Origin of the sequence: Streptomyces sp. NPDC008001, assembly GCF_042958085.1 — a bacterium.
GTDB lineage: Bacteria > Actinomycetota > Actinomycetes > Streptomycetales > Streptomycetaceae > Streptomyces.
Map to the genome: position 1 here is coordinate 1 of NZ_JBIBIZ010000014.1, position 19,975 is coordinate 19,975.

The window sequence follows — 19,975 nt, forward strand, 5'->3', positions numbered from 1 at the left end:
CCCTTCCCCGCCAACCTCGGCGAGGTGCTGGCCGCCTACGACACGGTGGTGGTCCCGGAGATGAACCTGGGCCAGCTCGCCACCTTGCTGCGGGCGAAGTATCTCGTCGACGTCCGCTCCCACACCCAGGTCAGCGGCATGCCGTTCAAGGCCGCCCAGCTCGCAGACGTGCTCAAGGAGGCCATCGATGACTGAGGCGCTGAAGCTGGTGCCCAAGGCCGAAGCCACCCAGACGATGAAGGACTTCAAGTCCGATCAGGAGGTGCGCTGGTGCCCGGGGTGTGGTGACTACGCGATCCTGGCGGCGGTGCAGGGCTTCATGCCCGAGCTGGGTCTGGCGAAGGAGAACATCGTCTTCGTCTCCGGCATCGGCTGCTCCTCGCGTTTCCCGTACTACATGAACACCTACGGGATGCACTCCATCCACGGCCGTGCCCCCGCCATCGCCACCGGCCTGGCCACCAGCCGCCGCGACCTGTCCGTGTGGGTCGTCACCGGCGACGGCGACGCCCTGTCCATCGGCGGCAACCACCTCATCCACGCCCTGCGCCGCAACGTCAACCTCAAGATCCTGCTGTTCAACAACCGGATCTACGGGCTGACCAAGGGCCAGTACTCCCCCACCTCCGAGACCGGGAAGATCACCAAGTCCACCCCCATGGGCTCCCTCGACGCCCCCTTCAACCCCGTCTCCCTCGCGCTCGGCGCCGAAGCCTCCTTCGTCGCCCGCACCGTCGACTCCGACCGCAAGCACCTCACCGAGGTCCTGCGCCAGGCCGCCGCCCACCCCGGCACCGCACTCGTCGAGATCTACCAGAACTGCAACATCTTCAACGACGGCGCCTTCGAACCCCTCAAAGACAAGGAGCAGGCGCAGGAAGCCGTCATCCGGCTCGAACACGGCCACCCCATCCGCTTCGGCGCCGAGAACGACAAGGGTGTCGTCCGCGACCCGGCCACCGGTGACCTGAAGGTCGTCACCGTCACACCCGAGAACGAAGCCGACGTCCTGGTCCACGACGCGCACTCCGCGTCCCCGACGACGGCCTTCGCGCTCTCCCGCCTGGCCGACCCGGACACGCTGCACCAGACCCCCATCGGCGTCTTCCGCAGCATCGACCGGCCCGTCTACGACACCCTGATGGCCGATCAGCTCGAAGCGGCCATCGAGCAGAAGGGCAAGGGGGACCTGTCGGCCCTCCTCGCCGGGAACGACACCTGGACGGTGGTCGGCTAGGCGCTCCGCCGCCGACCGGCGCCCGGAGGGGCCGGAGGGGCCGAAGATGACCGGACGGGCTGATTTCCGGCCCGTCCGGCGGCGTCCGGCTCCCCTTCCGTCCCGCTCCCCGCTCTCATAGGGGCATGGCCGACCCCGATGTCACGCCCCCCGTCGTCCGCGACCGGCTCGCCTACCGCGTGAAGTGCCGGCTCCTCGGGCCGCCGCTCGTCACCGACCAGCTCGCCCGCGAGAAGCTCAGCAACCCGATGGCGCTCGGGGTGCTGGCCTCCGACTGCATCTCGTCCACCGCGTACGGCAGCGAGGAGATGCTGCGCATCCTGGTGCCCGTCGTCGGGGCCGCCGCGTTCACCCTGCTGATGCCGGTGACCGGCGGGATCCTGCTCGTCCTGCTGCTCCTGACGCTCTCGTACCGCGACGTGGTGGCCGTGTACACGCGCGCCGGCGGCTCGTACGTCGTCGCCCGCGAGAACTTCGGGCCGCGCGTCGCGCAGATCGCCGCCGTCGCGCTGCTCGTCGACTACATCGTCACCGTCGCCGTGCAGACCGCCGCCGGCACGGACGCGCTGATCTCCCTGGCCCACCTCACGGGCGGCGGCTACACCGGCATCGACCACCTCAAACTGCCGCTCACCATCGGCGTCGTGGTGCTGCTGATGTACGGGAATCTGCGCGGGATCCGCGAGGCGGGGCGGGCGTTCGCGGCGCCGGCGTACCTGTTCATGCTCGCCATCGCGCTGATGCTCGTCGTCGGTCTCGTCCGGGCGCTCGGCGGCGGGCTGCCGCACGCCGACCTGCACGCCGCGGGCGTCGTGCCCCTGGGCCACGCGCAGGGCGGCTGGCTCTACGGCGCGTCGCTGTTCATGGTGCTGCGCGCCTTCGCCAACGGCGGCTCCTCGCTGACGGGCCTGGAGGCCATCTCCAACAGCGTCTCCGTCTTCCGCCGCCCCCAGGGCGTGAACGCCCGGCGCACGCTGACCGTCATGAGCTGCGTCCTCGGCGTCATGGTGCTGGGCGTCTCCGCCCTCGCCCACGCCACGCACGCCGTCCCCTACACGGACGGCAACCCGACCGTCCTCGCCCAGGAGGCCGACATCGTCTTCGGCGGCGGCTGGCTGGGCACGGCGGGGCTGGTGTACGTCCAGCTCGCGACCGCGCTCATCCTCTACACGGGGGCGAACACGCCCTTCACCGGCTTCCCCTTCCTCGCCAGCTTCGTCGCCGAGGACCGCTTCCTGCCCCGGAAGCTGACGCGGCGCGGGCACCGGCTCGCCTTCTCCGGCGGGATCATCTCGCTCACCGTCGTCGCGCTCGCCCTGCTCCTCGTCACGGGCGCGAACGTCGACAAGCTCGTCGCCCTCTACGCGATCGGCGTCTTCACCGGCTTCACGATGGCCGCCGCCGGGATGGCGGCGCACCACTGGCGGCGGAGTGAGAGCGGCTGGAAGGCGGGGGTGAACGTCGCGGCGGCCGTGGTGTCGGCGCTGGTCGTCGTCATCTTCGCGATCACCAAGTTCACGGAGGGCGCGTGGCTGGTGGTCGTGGTCTTCCCGCTCGGGGTGTGGGCGCTCATCCGCATCAACCGCGAGTACCGGGAGGAGGCCGCGGCGCTGGAGGGGATGACGCCGTTCACCGACGACGAGCCGCGGTGGCGGCGGCACCTGGTGTACGTGCTGGTCGACGCGCTCGACCTGGCCACGGTCAAGGCGCTGCGGTACGCGCACGAGCTGCGGCCGGACGAGGTGCGGGCGGTGCACTTCGTCATCGACGAGACGCGGGCGCGGCGGCTGGCGACGCGGTGGGAGGCGCTGCCGGGCACCAACGTGCCGCTGGAGCTGGTCGAGTGCCCGGACCGGCGGCTGCGGCACGCGGTGGCGGCGCTCTCCGCGCGCGTCACGGCCGACGGGACGACGGCCCTGACGCTCCTCGTCCCCCGCCGCACGTACGCCCGGCCGCTCGGCACCCTGCTCCACACGGACTCGGGCGACGAACTCGCGAAGACGCTGCAGCACGTGCCGAACGTGGCGGTGACGGTGGTGCCGTTCGACGTGTCGGCGGCGATGGCGCGGTTGCACGCGCGTCACCCCTGACGGATCCTCACCCGGCGTCACGCACGGCGGGCACCGCCGGACCGGCGGGCAGTGCCGTGCCCGCCCCGTCCCCGTTACCTTCGCAGTGGTCGCCGCACCACCACCTTGGAGGGGACATGCAAAAACCCGCATCGCCGGCGCGCAGCGCCACCCGTACCGGACTGCTCTGCAGCTTCGCCGCGTACGGGCTCTGGGGGCTGTTCCCCCTCTACTGGCCGCTCCTGGACGCGGCCGGACCCGTGGAGATCCTGGCGCACCGCATGGTGTGGTCCCTGGTGGCCGTGCTGGCCGTCCTCGCCATGACCCGCCGCTGGGCGTGGATACGCCCGCTGCTCCGGCAGCCCCGCCGCATCGCCCTGATCGCCGTGTGCGCCGTCACCATCTCGGTGAACTGGGGCACCTACATCTGGGGCGTCAATTCCGGGCACGTCGTGGAGACGTCGCTGGGATACTTCATCAATCCCCTCGTGAGCATCGCCTTCGGCGTCGTCGTCCTGCGGGAGCGGCTGCGCCCCGTGCAGTGGGTGGCGGTCGTCGTCGGCGCGTCCGCCGTGGTCGTGCTGGCGGTGGCCTACGGGAAGCCGCCGTGGATCGCGCTGGTGATCGCGGCCTCGTTCGGTACGTACAGCCTGGTCAAGAAGCAGGTGGGGCTGGACGGGCTGGAGTCGCTGGCGGCGGAGACGGCCGTGCTGTTCCTGCCCGCCGTGGCGTTCCTGGCCTTCCTGGGGGCGACGGGGCGCAGCACGTTCCTGTCCGGGGGCGGCGGGCACACGGCGCTGCTGATGTGCTCGGGGGCGATCACCGCGGTGCCGCTGATCCTCTTCGGCGCGGCGGCCGTGCGGCTGCCGCTGTCGGTGGTGGGGATGGTGCAGTACCTGGCGCCGACGTTCCAGTTCGTGCTGGGGCTGCTGGTGTTCCACGAGGGGATGCCGGCGGAGCGCTGGGCCGGTTTCGGGCTGGTGTGGCTCGCCCTGGCCCTGCTGACGTGGGACGCGCTGCGGACGGCGCGGCGCGCGCGGGCGGCGCTGCGGGAGGCGGAGCTCGCTCCCGGTGGTCGCCCGATATCCGGAAACCGGCGTCCCGTGTCCGGAATCCGCCCTTGACGCTCTTTCAGGTCGCCCCCAACATCATGGCCACGTCAAATGTAGTTGGGAGCACCCCCCATGCTTGAACCCAGCGGATCCCCCCTGCCCACGCATCCCCCGAGATCCCGCACCGCCGCCGCCCTGCTGGCCACCGGTGCCGCTCTCGCGGCCACCCTGCTCGGCGCCGCCTCCGGCCCGGCCCTGGCGGTCCCCACCACCGCCCCGGCCCGGCCCGCCGTCGCCGCCGGTCCCGACATACCCGTCGCCAACGTCAAGGCCCACCTCAACCAGCTGCAGGCGATAGCCAACGCCAACGGCGGCAACCGCGCCCACGGCCGCAGCGGCTACAAGGCGTCCATCGACTACGTGAAGGGCAAGCTGGACGCCGCCGGCTTCACGACCACCGTGCAGCAGTTCACCACCGGCGGCGCCACCGGCTACAACCTCGTCGCCGACTGGCCCGGCGGCGACGCGGACCACGTCGTCTTCGCCGGGGCCCACCTGGACTCCGTCAACGCCGGACCCGGCATCAACGACAACGGCTCCGGCTCGGCCGGCGTCCTGGAGGTCGCCCTCGCCGTCGCCCGCGAGGGCTACAAGCCCGCCAAGCACCTGCGGTTCGGCTGGTGGGGCGCGGAGGAGCTCGGCATGCGCGGGTCGAGCTACTACGTCAACCAGCTGCCCGCCGGCGAGCGCGGGAAGATCGACGCGTACCTCAACTTCGACATGATCGGCTCGCCCAACCCCGGCTACTTCGTCTACGGCTACGACCAGAACCTCAAGGCCCTCTTCGAGAACTGGTTCGCCGCGAAGAACATCGCCACCGAGATCGACACCGAGGGCGACGGCCGCTCCGACCACGCGCCCTTCCAGAACGCCGGCATACCGGTGGGCGGCCTCTTCAGCGGCGCCGACTACCGCAAGACCGCGGCCCAGGCCCAGAAGTGGGGCGGCACCGCGGGCCAGCCCTTCGACCGCTGCTACCACGCCTCCTGCGACACCTCGGCGAACATCAGCGACCAGGCGCTCGACACCGACACCGACGCCATCGCGAGCGCGGTGTGGACGCTGAGCGGCGGCGGCACCACGACCCCGCCCCAGGGCAAGGTCTTCGAGAGCAAGAGCCAGGTGCCCGTCCCCGACGCGGGGGCGGCCGTCGAGTCGCCCGTGACGGTCTCCGGGCTGACGGGCAACGCCCCGTCCGCCCTCAAGGTCTCCGTCGACATCAAGCACACGTACCGCGGTGACCTGGTCGTCGACCTCGTCGGGCCGAGCGGGCGCGCGTACCGCCTGAAGGACTCCAGCGGCGACGACTCCGCGAACGACGTCATCGCCACCTACACCGTCGACGCCTCCGGGGAGACGGCGAACGGGACGTGGAAGCTCCGCGTCCAGGACGTCGCCGCGCAGGACACGGGCCGGATCGACGGCTGGAAGCTCACGTTCTAGCCCACAGAACCGACCACTGAGGGCACAACCCCGCAGCGGGTCCGGGAGGTCGCTCACGACCTCCCGGACCCGCACCTTCCGGCGCGCCGGCCGGCCGCCGGCCACTCCGTACGGCCGGGCCCCGCCGCTAGGCGGTCACGTCCTTCGCCGTGAACCGCGCCCACGCCGCCGACCCGAACACCGCCGCGTACAGCGCCTGCAGCCCGAGGTTGTCCAGCAGCTGGTCCCAGTAGACGGGCGCGCGCAGCAGGTCCGCGAAGCTCAGCCAGTAGTGCGGGAAGAGGTACGGCTGGATCGCGTGCAGCTGCGGGAACTGGTCGAGGATCTGCGCCGTGATCAGCAGCCCCACGGTGGTCGCCATCGCCGCGATCCCGCTGCCCGTGAGCGTGGAGACGAACAGCCCGAGCGCCGCGATGCCGACCAGCGACAGCGCCACCGCCCCGGCGACCGCCAGCGCCCGCAGCAGCCCCTCGCCGAAGGACACCGTCACCCCGCTGATCAGCGTCACGTCCCCGAGCGGGAAGAGCAGCGCCCCGACGGCGAGCGCCGACGCCGCGACGGTCAGGGTGGCCGCGCAGCAGAACACGAGCGTCGCCGTGAACTTGGCCAGCAGCAGCCGGGTGCGGCCCGCCGGGGCCACGAGGAGGTAGCGCAGCGTGCCGGCGCTCGCCTCGCCCGCCACCGAGTCGCCCGCGATCACGCCGATGGCCATCGGCAGGAAGAAGGGCAGGGTCGCGGCGAGGGAGGTGAAGACCAGGAAGAGGCCGTTGTTGGTGACCTGGCTGATGAACGCCGGGCCCCCTCCCCCGTGCCCGGCCCCGCCACCGTCGCGCGTCTCCATCCGCACGGCGATACCGACCAGGACGGGGACGGCCGCCAGCACGGCCAGCAGCGCGATCGTGCGCCAGCGCCGGAACACCGTCACCACCTCGCTGCGGAAGAGCGCGAGCGCCCACAGCGGGCTGGGGGCGGGCCGCGCCGCGGCCGCCGTCATGGCCTCAGCCTGCGACATCGAATCCCTCTCCGGTGAGTGCGACGAAGGCGTCCTCCAGGGAGGCGCGGGCGGTGCCGAAGCCACGGACGCGGACCCCGGCCCGCACGAGCGCGGCGTTGAGGTCCGCGAGCTCCCGGGTCACGGCGGGCAGTTCTCCCGTGACGCGGTCGTCGTCCACGGTGAGGTCGTTCACGCCGTGCTCCTTGAGCACGCGGACGGCCTCCGCCGTGTCGGGCGTGGTGACGGCCAGCCTGCCGCGCGCGGAGGCCGCCAGAGCGGCCACCGTGCCCTGGGTCAGGAGACGGCCCTGGGCCATCACGGCGGCGTGCGTGCAGACCTGCTCGATCTCGTCCAGCAGGTGCGAGGAGAGGAACACCGTCGTGCCCTCGGCGGCGAGGCCGCGCACCAGGGTGCGGATCTCGCGCATGCCCTGCGGGTCGAGGCCGTTGGTCGGCTCGTCCAGGACCAGCAGCTCGCGGGGCTGCAGCAGGGCCGCGGCCAGGCCCAGGCGCTGCTTCATGCCGAGGGAGTACGCGCGGGCCTTCTTGCCCGCCGCGGCGACCAGCCCCACCCGGTCCAGGGCGGCGTCCACCCGGGCCCGCCGGGTGGCCGGGTCGGCCGTCGGGTCGGCCGCGTCGAACCGCAGGAGGTTGTCGCGGCCGGTGAGGAAGCCGTAGAGGGCGGGCCCCTCGATCAGGGCGCCCACCCGGGGCAGCACGCGCCGCCCGGCCCGCGGCATCTCCTCGCCGAGGACCCGGGCGGTGCCGGAGGTCGGCTCGATCAGCCCCATGAGCATGCGGATGGTCGTCGTCTTGCCGGAGCCGTTGGGGCCCAGGAAGCCGAAGACGCTGCCGCGCGGCACGACGAGGTCGAGCCGGTCGACGGCGAGCTGCCCGCCCCGGTAGCGCTTGGTGAGCGCGCGGGTGGCTATCGCCGGTTCCCCGGCGGCGGACAGCTCCTCCATCGGGCCTCCCCCTAGCGGTGTGCTTTCGCCTGCTGCTCCGGTCTGCTTCGACCGCTCCGGCCTGCTTCGACCTGCTCCGGCTGCTCCGGACTACTTCGACGCGGCCTTGACCAGCGCGTCCTTGGTGACCGCGCCCACGTACACCTTGCCGTCGTCCGTGACCAGGGCGTTGACCAGGCGGGTGCTGAAGACGCGGCCCGAGCCGAAGGAGCCCGAGACCTTGCTGCCGAGGCCGTCCAGCAGGGCACCGGCCGGGCCGGCGTCCTTGCCGCCCCTCGCCCCCGCGCCCAGCCCGGCGGGCGCCCCCTTGAGCTCGGCGATCGACGTCCAGCTCTTGCCGAGCACGTTCAGCCCGGACAGGTCGGGCGCGCCCGCGTCCCGGCCGCCCTTGTGCTCCTTGCCGCCCGCGTCGCCCTCGGTGACCCGGGCCCCCTTCGGCGGCGTGAAGGCGAAGGTGTCCGCGGAGGGCTTCCCGAAGTCGACCTTGGTGAACGCCGCGTCCACGACGGCCTTGCCGCCGCCCTTGGGGCTGAGCGTGAACTTCAGCGGCACGCCGTTCCCCGCGTCCACCGCGATGCGCACCGCGCCGACCGTCGACTCGGCCGCCTTGGGCTTGATGACCAGCTGGTAGGCGTCCCGCCCGGCGACCTTGGCCGTGCCCTCCACCGTCACCGTCGTGGAGTCGTCGACGGCGGCGAGCGCCTTCTTGGCGAGCTCCTGCGGCGAGGCGCCGCGCAGCTCGCCGGGGGCCTCGTGGCCCTTGCCGTCCTTGCCGTCCTTGCCCGCGTCCTTCGGAGCGGTGGAGTGGTGGACGGTGTTGCTCTTGCTGTCGTACGCCCAGACCTGGTCGCCGTTGTGGATCACGCTGTACTCCGCGGCGCGCTCCACGATCGACAGCCGCTGCTTGCCGGGGCCGTCGGCGGCGACGCGCAGCGTGTGCGTACCGGAGGCGAGCTCGGTGAGCTTGGCCTGCGGGGAGGCGTCCGCCCCCGCGTCCTTGCCGCCGGAGCCGTGCCCGGCCTTGCCGCCGGCCGGGGCGTCACCGAACGAGAGGCCGGACGGCATCGACGGCAGGCCCAGGTCGGTCGTGACCTTGACGGTGCCGGACAGCTGCTGGGTGTCCGACTTCGCCATCTTGGCTATCAGGTCCTGCGCGCTGATCTTCGGCAGATCCGGGTCGCCGCTGCTCGCGAGCGCGGTGCCGATCCCGATCGACGCCGCGGCGATGCCGGCCACCGCGACCGGGACGGCGTAGCGGACGGCCTTGCGGCGGCCGGGCGCCCGCCGGGCGTCCTCCCCGGCGCCGGCCGCCCCGTCGGTGCCGTGGGTCGGTTCGATGCGTGCCATGTCCTGTACCTCCGTCGTCGCCGGCGGTCTCGACCTGTCGTGCACTCGCCACCCCCAGGGCTCATTGTGAGCCCGGCCGCTCGGTGGCGGAGCGGGGAATCCGGGGCTTTTTTCCCCGGCGACTTCGCGTCATTCCCCTGCCTCGAGACACTTCGATTCCACCAGACCACGCCTGTCGGGTCATCAGACGACGGAATCAAGTCCGTATACCTCTTGGGTAGGACATCCCCGGGACGGACACCGACTTCCGGCTGGCCCGCCGGGGCCTCGCGCACCGGCGGAACCGGCGGGAGCGGCGGGTCCGGCGGGACTAGCCCGCGCGGTGCACGACCGCGTCGCAGAGGTTCTCCAGCGCGGCCTTCGCGTAGCACTCCGGCAGCGGGGCCAGCGTGGCCCGCGCCTCCTCCGCGTACCGCACGGTGTCGCGGCGGGCCTGCTCCAGGGCCGGGTGGACGCGCAGGCGGCGCAGCACCTCGGCGTGGAGGGCGTCGTCGGTGAGGTCGCCGTCGAGCATCTCGCACAGCTCCAGATCGGCGGCGGAGCCGGTCGCGGCGGCCTGGGCGCGCAGGTACAGGACGGGCAGGGTGGCGACGCCCTCGCGGAGGTCGGTGCCGGGGGTCTTGCCCGACTCGTGGGAGTCGCTGGCGATGTCGAGGAGGTCGTCGGCGAGCTGGAAGGCGATGCCGAGGCGCTCCCCGTAGTGGGTGAGGATGTCGACCGTGCGCTCGCCGGCGCCGGACATCATCGCGCCGTACCGCCCGGAGACGGCGACCAGCGAGCCGGTCTTGCCGGCGAGGACGTCCAGGTAGTGCTCGACGGGGTCGCGGCCGTCGCGGGGGCCGGCGGTCTCCAGGATCTGGCCGGTGACCAGCCGCTCGAAGGCCTCCGCCTGGATGCGGACGGCCTCGGGGCCCAGGTCGGCCAGGATGTGCGAGGCGCGGGCGAAGAGGAAGTCGCCGGTGAGGACCGCCAGGGAGTTGCCCCAGCGGACGTTGGCGCTGTCGACGCCGCGCCGCTTCTCGGCCTCGTCCATGACGTCGTCGTGGTAGAGCGTGGCCAGGTGGGTGAGCTCGACGACCACGGCGGAGGGCACCACGCCGGGGGCGTAGGGGTCGCCGAACTGGGCGGCGAGCATCACCAGCAGTGGCCGGAAACGCTTCCCCCCGGCGCGCACGAGGTGCTGCGCCGCCTCGGTGATGAAGGGCACGTCGCTCTTGGTGGCCTCAAGGAGGCCCTCCTCGACAGCGGCCAGTCCCGCCTGGACATCGGCTTCAAGAGCCTGGTCCCGCACGCTCAGCCCGAACGGCCCGACGACGGTCACGAGGGGTACTCCTGTCTGCCTGCGAACACGGGGTTTGTCGATGTGTCGCTGTCTCCACCGAAAGTCAGCGTATCCGGTCGGCTCTGGATCACCGTGGCCGCCCGTCCGGGTTGCGCCGTCGCGGGCCTCACGCGGGCCCCCGGCCCCGGCCGGTCTCCGGGGCTCCTGCGGCCCGTTGCACGCTCCGGTACGCGAGCTGGTGTGCGATGGGGATGCGACTTGACATGTGCCCCGCTGCGCCCTCGTTCACCCCGCCGGGGGCCCTGCCCGGCGGGCCGCAGACCGTGGCTTTCGGCCACCCGGGAACGGCCGGGGCACGGCCTTCCCGCGGCGGGCTGCCGCTCCGGCCGGCGCGCCCGCCGGCAAGGCACCGCCGGGCCCCACCGCCGGACCCCGTCGCCCCGGACACGCGCCGTCGCGGCGGAGGCTCAGCAGGCCCCGGCCCGGCAGCCCCTCGCCCCGGGCCGGGAGGCTCCGCCGCGGCGCGTCCCGCCACCCCGGCGCCGTCCGGCGATGCCGTCCCGCGGTGCCGTCCCGCCCTGACCTGCGGGTCCCGCGGGACGGCGGCCGTGCCTGCCCCTGCCCCACCCCTACGCGTCACGGCAGCGGCAGGCCGGGCCGGCGGCTACGGCAGCGCGGCGACCGCCCGCGCCAGCCGCGGCGAGGCGTACTCCGTACCGCAGACGAACCGCATGACCGGGCCGTAGCTGGCCGCGGCCGGCAGGCCCGTGAAGAACAGCCCCGGGACCGAGGAGCGGTAGCCGGGCCCGAGCCGGGGACCGCCCGCGCCGACGGCGAGCCGGGTGCGCAGGCCGTGGCCGAGGAAGTCCAGGGCCGCGAGGTCGACGCGGTAGCCGGTCGCCGCGATGACGTGGTCGGCGGCGAGCTCGCCCGCGCTCGCGCCGTCCGGGCCGACGAGGCCGAGCACGGGACGGCCCCGCTCGACCCGCGCCGAGCCGATCCGCGTGCCCTCCGAGACCTGCACCCGGCCGATGAAGCGCTCCCGCAGCCACCAGGCGCCGAGCGGGCCGAGCACCCGCCCCACGAGGAACCGGCGGGCCGGCGCCGGAAGATGGCGGAAACCATCGGCGTGGTACGAGAACGCGTAGAGCGACCAGGCCCGGCCGAACGGGGTGTCGGGCTTCAGCCGCGACTGGCCGTCCGGCGCCGCACCGAAGCGGACGGCACCCTTCCGGCGGGCGACCACCCGGACCGACGCCGCCCCCGCGTCCGCCAGCAGCACCGCCGTCTCCAGCGCCGACTGCCCGGCGCCGATGACGGCCACGTCGCGCCCCGCGAACCGCGACAGGTCCCGGTGCTGCGAGCTGTGCGAGACCGGCCCCGCGGCGGACGGGCCGTCCGGGACGGCCGCGGCCAGCTCGGGCGGGAGCTGGGCCAGCCCGCTCAGACCGCTGGCGATCACCACCGCGCGGGCGGCGAACGTCTCCCCGGAGTCGAGCTTCAGCTCGAAGTCCGCCGACCGGCGGTCCACGGACACCACGCGCACCTGCTCCAGCTCCGGCACCAGGCGCTCCTGGAACCACAGGCCGTAGCGCGCGAACGTCTCGACCGGGATGGCGTCCCAGTCCGACTCGTAGCGCCGCTCGCCGGTCTCCCGGCAGAAGTCGAGCAGGGTGTGCCCGGGCTGCGGCGCGTCGATGCTGGAGGCCGAGGGGGTGGATTTGAGGAGCATCCCGGCGGGCATGTGTTCGCGCCAGCTCACCATCGGCAGGCCGAAGACGCGGGTCGCCACCCCGCGGGCCCGCAGATGGGCGGCGGTCGACAGGCCGTACGGTCCGGCTCCGATGACTGCTACGGGAAGTGTCACGAGTCCCCTCCCAGGGCGTTCCTCGCTATGGCTTCACACTGCTCACTGCTCACTGCACACTGCATCACTGCGCGCTGATCACTGATGGCTGATCACTGATGGCTGCTCGCTGATCGCTGTCCGGTCCGGCGCCGTTCCGCTACCGGTCGCCGGCCGCCGGCCGTTCGGCCCTGGACGCGGCAGCACGCCTGGAGCGCCACATCTGCCACAGGTGCCGCACACCGGGCCGGACGAACCGGGCGAGCATCGTGAAGAACGGCTTCATGTCGTCCCACGCGACCCAGGCCAGCTCCGTGCTGCTGGGGCGCGCGGGCGCGTGCGGGGTGGTGTAGCCGCTGCGGCGGTACGCGGCGAGCGCGGGCAGGTCGATGTTCTCCACGACGAACCGCCGGCCGGCCGGCTGCTCCCCCTCCGGGACCCGGCGCCCGGTCAGGTCCAGGTGCTGCGCCCGGACGACGTCCACGCCCGTCCCGCTCTCGAAGAGCCGGAACTGCGCGCCCATCCGGGGGTTGAAGTCCAGCAGCTTGTACCGCCCGTCGCGGCGGTCGTACCGCCAGTCCAGGTCGACGATGCCGCTGAAGCCGATCTGCTTGATGAACTGGGCGGTCATGTCGGCCAGTTCGGGGTTGTCCACCACGTAGGCGTTGGCGGTCATGCCCGCGTGCGGGGGCCAGGAGCGCACCTTCACGCCCGTGAAGAGCGCCAGCGGCGTGCTCTCGCCGTCGAAGTAGGCGTGCACGATCCAGTCCTCGGCCTGCTCGCGGGGCAGGTACTCCTGGAGGATCACCCCCGGCGACGGGCCCCAGCCGCGGGCCAGCTCCAGCAGCTCGCGGGGTCCTTGGATGCGGGTGGTGCCGTGCACGGCGGGCTTGCGGCGGCGCTCGAACGCCTCCCGGTTCTTGGCGACGAGGGGGAAGCGGGCGCGCTCGGCGAACTCCTCGATCTCCTCGAACGACCCCGGGAACAGGGCCTCCGGCGACGGCACGCCGTGCTCCACGCAGAGCTCGTGCAGCCCCTGCTTGCTGGCCAGCCGCCGCGGCAACTCCGGCTCCACCGGCGGAAAGAGGAAGCTGCCCGACAGCTCCGCGGCGTGCTCGGCGATGAGCACCGCGGCCTCTTCGTCGGTGGGGATCAGGACGGCGGGCCGGCCGATCTCGCGGCCGATCCGCTGCAGGCCCTCGACCAGCTCGGCGGGCTGCTCGGTGCCCGTCGTGCGCCAGACGAAGCCGGCGCGGAGGTAGCGGGAGACGGCGGCCGGGGTCCAGCGGTCCTCCGTGATCGCGTACATGGGCACGCCGAGTCTGCCGAGGCTGCGGATCGCACCCACCCCGCCGTGGTGCAGGGGATAGTCGCCGATCTTCACGATCAGTCCCGGAACGGACCGGTCCGCCGCGATGGGCGTGCTCCTGCTCGCCACCAGCATCCCCCTCGGCCCCTCAGCCGCAGCGGCCCCCCACTGTGCCTGGCCCGATTAAGGACGCTACTTCGGAATCGCCGCTTCCAGCAAGGAATTACCGGATATTGCGCGCTCTTTTGCCGAAGGCCGGGCGGTGGTTCGGACAGTGGTTCGGGAGCCGGTCCGGGCGGTCCGCGGACAGCCGTCCGGAGCAGCGCACACGCCCCTTCCCGCGCCCCCGGCGGACGCTCTCCCGGCAACCCGGCAAGGGCCCTTCCGGCACCCCCGGCAGGCGCCCCTCTGACACCCCTTGCCTGGCGGCCGTCAGCACGTAATGTGGGCCGCGGGCCTCCACCCGGGCCCACCGGCTTCCCGGCGCGTCCAGGAGAGAGCGAGGCAGCGTCCCATGCCCCAGCACAGCCCCCGCGAGCTGCCCGAAGGCGACCCCTTCGGCGCGGACACCCTCCCGTACGGCGTCTTCACCACCGCCGGCGCCCCGGACCGCCCCCGCATCGGCGTCCGCTACGGGGACTCCGTCCTGGACGCGGCGGCCGCGGCGGCCGCGCACGGCTCCGCGTACGCCGCCCTGCTGGACGCACCGACGCTCAACCCCCTCCTCGCGGCCGGGCGCCCCGCCTGGCGGGCCGTACGCGCCGAGGTGCGCTCCTGGCTGGCCGACGGGCCCTTCCACGCGCTCTCCGACGTGACGCTGCACCTGCCGTTCGAGGTCGCCGACTACGTCGACTTCTACTCCAGCGAGCACCACGCCACCAACGTCGGCCGCATCTTCCGCCCCGACGGCGACCCCCTCACGCCGAACTGGAAGCACCTGCCGATCGGTTACCACGGCCGCGCCGGCACCGTCGTGGTCAGCGGCACGGACGTCGTGCGCCCCCAGGGCCAGCGCAAGGCCCCCGCCGACGCCCTGCCGTCCTTCGGCCCCTCCCGCCGCCTCGACATCGAGGCCGAGGTCGGCTTCGTCGTCGGCACGCCCTCGGACACCCCCGTCGCCCTCGCGGACTTCCGCGAGCACGTCTTCGGCGTCTGCCTCGTCAACGACTGGTCGGCGCGCGACCTGCAGGCGTGGGAGTACGTGCCCCTCGGCCCGTTCCTGGGCAAGTCCTTCGCCACGTCGGCCTCGGCCTGGATCACCCCGCTCGACGCCTTCGACGAGGCCCGTACGGCGCCGCCGGAGCGCACCCACCCGCTCCTGCCCTACCTGGACGACTCAGCGGCCGAGCCGGGCGGCATCGACCTGCGCATCGAGGTGCGGATCAACGGCGAGACGGTCTCCCGGCCGCCGTTCTCCGCGATGTACTGGACCGCCGCCCAGCAGCTGGCGCACATGACGGTCAACGGCGCCACCCTGCGCACCGGCGACCTCTTCGCCTCCGGCACGGTCAGCGGCCCCGAGCCCGACCAGCTCGGCTGCCTCCTCGAACTGACCGCGGGCAAGGGCCCGTGGCTCGAGGACGGCGACGAGGTCACCCTCACGGCATGGGCGCCCGGCCCCGGCGGGGCGCGGATCGGCCTCGGCGAGGTCACCGGGCGCATCCTCCCGGCCCGCGGCGGCGCGTCGTCATGACGCCGGGCCCGCCGGTCCTCACGCTGCCCGAGGAGCTGCTGCTGCTCTCCTTCGACCCGGTCAGCGGGCGCAGGCTGTGCGGCGGCCAGGCCCTGGAGTACGGCGTGGCCGGTGCGGTGCTGGCCGAACTGGAGCTGGCCGGGCGGGTGACGGAGGAGCGCGGCCGGGTGACGGTGACGAACCCGGTGCCGCCGGGCGACCCCCTGCTGGCCATGGCGCTGGCCGCACTGCCGCCCGCCGGCAAGGGCGCGCGCGGCCGCGGGCCGCGGACGGTCTCCTGGGTGCGGACCGCGTCGCGGCACCTCGAAGAACCCTGGCTGGCCCGGCTGGTGAAGAACGGCGCCCTGCGCAGGGAGAAGCACCGCTTCCTGGGCGTCGTCCCGTACTACCGCCATCCCGTGGGCCCGGTGGACCGGACGACGGAGACGCGGCAGCGCTTCGAGGAGGCGCGGCGCGCGGGCTTCGCCGGCCCGCGCTCCCGCGTGCTCGCCGCGCTGGCGTCCGCCACCGGCACGGCCCGGGCGCTCTACCCCGGCTGGGACGGCCGCCACGACCGGAGCGCGATGCGCCGGCTCAGGCGCGAGGAGTGGACCGCGTGGGCCGTGCACCGCAATGTGATGCGCGACCGGTCCGACAGCAGCAGCGGGAGCGGCGGGGGTGACGGCGGGGGCGGGTGACTTCAACGGTTGTGTCACCGATCCCGCGAGGGGAGCGCGGAGACCCGGACGGCTGGGCCAGGGCTGCTAATTTGTCGTGTCCAGAACCAGACGGAGGAGTGACGTGCGCAAGGCAGTGCAGATCACGGGGGCGGCGCTCTGCGCCGCTGTGCTGATGACCGGTTGCAGCAGCGGGAGCGACGGCGGCAAGAAGGACGACAAGCCGGCCGCGGGCACCACGCCGGCCTCCCAGGCCCCGGCGGAGCAGCCGTCCTCGCCCGCCGCGGACGCCGGCGGGCAGCGCGCCACCGCGGCCACGCTCGCGGGCGGCTGGACGAACGGCGGCAAGCTCGCCGACCAGACCATCGTCATCATGTCGTTCGCCGGGAACACGGTGATGCTCAGCGGGAAGACCGCCTGCTCGGGCACGCTCGTCGACAACTCCCAGCCGGCGACGGTCACGATCAAGCACTGCCAGGACGGCAGCAAGGACTACACCACGGGCACGATCAAGGGCTTCGACGGCAAGTCCTTCACCGTCGCCTGGGCCTCCGGCAAGACGGAGAAGATGACCAAGACGGTCGGCAGCGACGGCAAGCCGACGGGCGTCCCGGGCGGCATCGCGGGCGGCCTGCCCAAGCCCCCGGCCGGCTGAGCCCCCGTACGCGTGCCACTGCCCGGCAACCGGGGAAGGCTGCCGGGCAGTTGCGCCCGCACGAAACGGGACCGGGCTTCCGCGCGTACGGAAGGGAACGGCCCGCCGCCACCGGCTACCGCACGAACACCCCGGCCTGACCCGCGAGATCCAGGAAGTACTGCGGCGCCACGCCCAGCGCCAGCGTCACCGCGACACCGATCGCGATCGCCGAGGAGGTCAGCGGGCTCGGGACGGCTACCGTCGGCCCGTCGGCCTTCGGCTCGCTGAAGAACATCAGCACGATCACCCGGACGTAGAAGAACGCGGCGATCGCCGAGGACACCACACCGACGATGACCAGCGGCCCCGCCCCGCCCTGCGCCGCCGCCTTGAACACGGCGAACTTCCCCGCGAACCCGCTCGTGAGCGGGATGCCCGCGAAGGCCAGCAGGAAGACGGCGAACGTCGCGGCCGTGAGCGGCGAACGGCGGCCCAGCCCGGCCCACTTGGACAGGTGCGTGGCCTCCCCGCCCGCGTCGCGCACCAGCGTCACGACCGAGAAGGCGCCGAGCGTGACGAAGGAGTACGCGCCCAGGTAGAACAGCACGGACGACACGCCGTCGGGGGACGTCGCGATGACGCCCGCGAGGATGAATCCCGCGTGGGCGATGGAGGAGTAGGCCAGCAGCCGCTTCACGTCGGTCTGGGTGACGGCCGCGATCGCGCCCACCAGCATCGTGACGATCGCGACGCCCCACATCACCGGCCGCCAGTCCCAGCGCAGGCCCGGCAGGACCACGTACAGCAGCCGCAGCAGGGCGCCGAAGCCGGCGACCTTGGTGGCGGCGGCCATGAAGCCCGTGACGGGCGTGGGGGCGCCCTGGTAGACGTCCGGCGTCCACATGTGGAAGGGGACGGCGCCGACCTTGAAGAGCAGGCCCATCAGGACGAGCGCACCGCCGATCAGCAGCAGGGCGTCGTTGCCGGTGGTGGCCGCGAGGGCGGGGTCGAGCACCCGGGCGGAGCCGCTCACGACGTCGGCGATGCCCGCGTACGTGACGGTGCCCGCGTAGCCGTAGAGCAGGGCCACGCCGAACAGCAGGAAGGCCGAGGAGAAGGCGCCGAGCAGGAAGTACTTCACGGCGGACTCCTGCGACAGGAGCCGCTTGCGGCGGGCCAGCGCGCACAGCACGTACAGCGGGAGGGAGAAGACCTCCAGGGCGACGAACAGCGTCAGCAGGTCGTCCGCGGCGGGGAAGACGAGCATGCCGCCCACCGCGAAGAGCACGAGCGGGAAGACCTCGGTGGTGGCGAAGCCCGCCTTGACGGCCTCCTGCTCCGCCTTGCCGCCGGGCACGGCGGCGCCCTGCGCGGCGAAGGAGTCGACGGGCCGGCCGTGCGCCGCCGGGTCCAGGCGCCGCTCGGCGAACGTGAACACGGCGACCAGGGAGACGAGGAGAATGGTGCCCTGCAGGAACAGCGCCGGGCCGTCGACGGCGACGGCGCCCATGGCGGCGGCGTGCGCCTTGCCCGTGGCGTAGCCGCCGGCCGCGAGGGCGACGACGGCGGCGAAGGCCGCGGCCAGGGAGACGCAGGACAGGGCCAGTTGGGCGTGGTAGCGGGCGCGGCGCGGGAGGAAGGCCTCCACGAGGACGCCGAGCACCGCGGCGCCGAGCACGATCAGCGTCGGGGACAGCTGGGCGTACTCGATGTGCGGTGCCGGGATCTTCTGCGGCGCGTCCGCCGACATCGTCCACAGGCTGTGGACGGATGCTGCGTGGCTCACTTCGCGGCCTCCACATCGTTCGCATCGGGCTTGGGGTCGGCCTGGTGGACCTGCGACATCGTGTGCCGGACCGCCGGGTCGAGGATCTCCGTCACCGGCTTGGGGTAGACGCCGAGGAAGAGCAGCAGGGCGATCAGGGGGGTGACCACGGCCAGCTCGCGCGCCCTGAGGTCGGGCATGCCCCGCACCTCCTCCTTCACCGGGCCGGTCATGGTGCGCTGGTAGAGCACGAGGACGTACAGCGCGGCGAGCACGATGCCGAGCGTGGCGACGGCACCGGCGACCGGGTAGCGGCTGAACGTGCCGACCAGGACGAGGAATTCGGAGACGAACGGCGCGAGGCCGGGCAGCGACAGCGTCGCGAGGCCGCCGATGAGGAAGGTGCCCGCGAGGACCGGGGCGACCTTCTGGACGCCGCCGTAGTCCGCGATGAGGCGGGAGCCGCGGCGGGAGATCAGGAAGCCGGCGACGAGCATCAGGGCGGCCGTCGAGATGCCGTGGTTGACCATGTACAGCGTCGCGCCGCTCTGGCCCTGGCTGGTCATCGCGAAGATGCCGAGCACGATGAACCCGAAGTGGGAGATCGAGGCGTACGCCACCAGCCGCTTGATGTCCCGCTGCCCGACGGCGAGCAGCGCCCCGTACAGGATGCTGATCAGCGCCAGGACGACGATGACGGGGGTGGCCCACTTCGAGGCCGCGGGGAAGAGCTGGAGGCAGAAGCGGAGCATCGCGAACGTGCCGACCTTGTCGACCACGGCGGTGATCAGCACGGCGACGGGGGCGGTGGCCTCGCCCATGGCGTTGGGCAGCCAGGTGTGCAGCGGCCACAGCGGGGCCTTCACGGCGAAGGCGAAGAAGAAGCCGAGGAAGAGGGCGCGTTCGGTGGTGGTCGCGAAGTCCAGCTTGCCGGCGGCGCGCGCCTGGACGATCTCCTGGAGGGAGAAGGTGCCGGTGCCGAGCTGGTGGGCGGTGACCGCGTACAGCCCGATGACGGCGGCCAGCATGATCAGGCCGCCGGCCAGGTTGTAGAGGAGGAACTTCACCGCGGCGTAGGAGCGCTGGGCCGCGGCGCCGGCCTCGGTGCGCTCGCCCGCGCGGTCCCCGAAGCCGCCGATGAGGAAGTACATCGGGATGAGCATGGCTTCGAAGAAGACGTAGAAGAGGAAGACGTCGGTGGCCTCGAAGGAGAGCACCACCATGGCCTCGACCATGAGGATGAGGGCGAAGAAGCCCTGGGTGGGGCGCCAGCGCGACGAACCGCTCTCCTGGGGGTCGGCGTCGTGCCAGCCGGCCAGCATGACGAAGGGGATCAGCAGCGCGGCCAGGCCGATCAGGACGACCGCGATGCCGTCGACGCCCAGCTCGTAGCGGACGCCGAAGTCCGCGATCCAGGCGTGCGACTCGGTGAGCTGGAACGGCCCCTTCGCACCGGGGTCGAAGCGCACGAGCTGGACGGCCGCCAGGACCAGCGTCGCGAGCGAGAAGGCGAGCGCGAGCCACTTGGCGGCGGTGCGCCGCCCGGCCGGCACGGCCGCGGTGGCGACCGCGCCGACCGCGGGGACCGCGGCCGTCAGCGTGAGCAGGGGAAAGGCCATGA

General features: G+C 73.1%; 15 protein-coding genes and 1 pseudogene. 8 read left to right on the plus strand and 8 right to left on the minus strand.

The features are described 5' to 3' along the window. The 5 genes and pseudogenes from ACFZCD_RS31415 to ACFZCD_RS31435 all read left to right on the plus strand — a co-directional run. Positions 1-195: pseudogene (locus ACFZCD_RS31415) on the plus strand (2-oxoglutarate ferredoxin oxidoreductase subunit alpha); the annotation flags it as partial. Continuing rightward, positions 188-1,237 (plus strand): 2-oxoacid:ferredoxin oxidoreductase subunit beta, encoded by a 1,050-nt coding sequence (locus tag ACFZCD_RS31420; protein WP_391836458.1) that lies wholly within the window; start codon positions 188-190, stop codon positions 1,235-1,237. The pseudogene ACFZCD_RS31415 and the gene ACFZCD_RS31420, both read left to right, overlap by 8 nt. Before the next feature lie 125 nt (positions 1,238-1,362). Continuing rightward, positions 1,363-3,327, plus strand: a complete 1,965-nt coding sequence (locus tag ACFZCD_RS31425) for an APC family permease (protein ID WP_391836459.1) — start codon at positions 1,363-1,365, stop codon at positions 3,325-3,327. Positions 3,328-3,443: 116 nt separating this feature from the next. After that, positions 3,444-4,430, plus strand: coding sequence for an EamA family transporter RarD (gene rarD, locus ACFZCD_RS31430; RefSeq protein WP_391836460.1), 987 nt, complete (start codon positions 3,444-3,446; stop codon positions 4,428-4,430). A gap of 60 nt (positions 4,431-4,490) precedes the next feature. Beyond that, complete coding sequence (locus ACFZCD_RS31435; RefSeq protein WP_391836461.1) at positions 4,491-5,861, plus strand: M28 family metallopeptidase; 1,371 nt, start codon at positions 4,491-4,493, stop codon at positions 5,859-5,861. 127 nt (positions 5,862-5,988) lie between these two features. Here ACFZCD_RS31435 and ACFZCD_RS31440 read toward each other — a convergent pair whose 3' ends face one another. The 6 genes from ACFZCD_RS31440 to ACFZCD_RS31465 all read right to left on the minus strand — a co-directional run bounded on the left by ACFZCD_RS31440 (position 5,989) and on the right by ACFZCD_RS31465 (position 13,738). Beyond that, on the minus strand, positions 5,989-6,873 hold the full coding sequence (locus ACFZCD_RS31440; RefSeq protein ID WP_391836462.1) for an ABC transporter permease: 885 nt from the start codon (positions 6,871-6,873) through the stop codon (positions 5,989-5,991). Then, positions 6,860-7,819 (minus strand): ABC transporter ATP-binding protein, encoded by a 960-nt coding sequence (locus tag ACFZCD_RS31445; RefSeq protein ID WP_391836463.1) that lies wholly within the window; start codon positions 7,817-7,819, stop codon positions 6,860-6,862. The genes ACFZCD_RS31440 and ACFZCD_RS31445 overlap by 14 nt, the downstream gene beginning before the upstream one ends. 90 nt (positions 7,820-7,909) lie before the next feature. Continuing rightward, the gene (locus ACFZCD_RS31450) at positions 7,910-9,166 is read right to left on the minus strand and encodes an outer membrane lipoprotein carrier protein LolA (RefSeq protein ID WP_391836464.1); all 1,257 of its coding nucleotides are present in this window, start codon (positions 9,164-9,166) and stop codon (positions 7,910-7,912) included. Between the two features lie 310 nt (positions 9,167-9,476). Then, positions 9,477-10,487: a polyprenyl synthetase family protein gene (locus ACFZCD_RS31455; protein WP_391836465.1), complete on the minus strand. Its 1,011-nt coding sequence runs from the start codon at positions 10,485-10,487 to the stop codon at positions 9,477-9,479. 625 nt (positions 10,488-11,112) lie between these two features. Continuing rightward, on the minus strand, positions 11,113-12,315 hold the full coding sequence (locus ACFZCD_RS31460; protein WP_391836466.1) for an FAD-dependent oxidoreductase: 1,203 nt from the start codon (positions 12,313-12,315) through the stop codon (positions 11,113-11,115). Between the two features lie 139 nt (positions 12,316-12,454). Further along, positions 12,455-13,738 (minus strand): ATP-grasp domain-containing protein, encoded by a 1,284-nt coding sequence (locus ACFZCD_RS31465; RefSeq protein ID WP_391836467.1) that lies wholly within the window; start codon positions 13,736-13,738, stop codon positions 12,455-12,457. Positions 13,739-14,117: 379 nt separating this feature from the next. On the opposite strand from ACFZCD_RS31465, the gene fahA reads away from it, so the two are divergent. The 3 genes from fahA to ACFZCD_RS31480 all read left to right on the plus strand — a co-directional run bounded on the left by fahA (position 14,118) and on the right by ACFZCD_RS31480 (position 16,607). Continuing rightward, the gene (fahA, locus tag ACFZCD_RS31470; RefSeq protein ID WP_391836468.1) at positions 14,118-15,296 is read left to right on the plus strand and encodes a fumarylacetoacetase; all 1,179 of its coding nucleotides are present in this window, start codon (positions 14,118-14,120) and stop codon (positions 15,294-15,296) included. Then, on the plus strand, positions 15,293-15,973 hold the full coding sequence (locus tag ACFZCD_RS31475; protein ID WP_391836469.1) for a GPP34 family phosphoprotein: 681 nt from the start codon (positions 15,293-15,295) through the stop codon (positions 15,971-15,973). Before fahA ends, ACFZCD_RS31475 begins: the two co-directional genes overlap by 4 nt. A 103-nt stretch (positions 15,974-16,076) precedes the next feature. Then, on the plus strand, positions 16,077-16,607 hold the full coding sequence (locus ACFZCD_RS31480; RefSeq protein ID WP_391836470.1) for a hypothetical protein: 531 nt from the start codon (positions 16,077-16,079) through the stop codon (positions 16,605-16,607). 115 nt (positions 16,608-16,722) lie between these two features. Here ACFZCD_RS31480 and nuoN read toward each other — a convergent pair whose 3' ends face one another. Both nuoN and ACFZCD_RS31490 read right to left on the minus strand, forming a co-directional pair. Beyond that, the gene (gene nuoN / locus ACFZCD_RS31485; RefSeq protein ID WP_391836471.1) at positions 16,723-18,375 is read right to left on the minus strand and encodes an NADH-quinone oxidoreductase subunit NuoN; all 1,653 of its coding nucleotides are present in this window, start codon (positions 18,373-18,375) and stop codon (positions 16,723-16,725) included. Further along, positions 18,372-19,973, minus strand: coding sequence for an NADH-quinone oxidoreductase subunit M (locus tag ACFZCD_RS31490; RefSeq protein ID WP_391836472.1), 1,602 nt, complete (start codon positions 19,971-19,973; stop codon positions 18,372-18,374). Before ACFZCD_RS31490 ends, nuoN begins: the two co-directional genes overlap by 4 nt. Positions 19,974-19,975 lie beyond the last annotated feature (2 nt).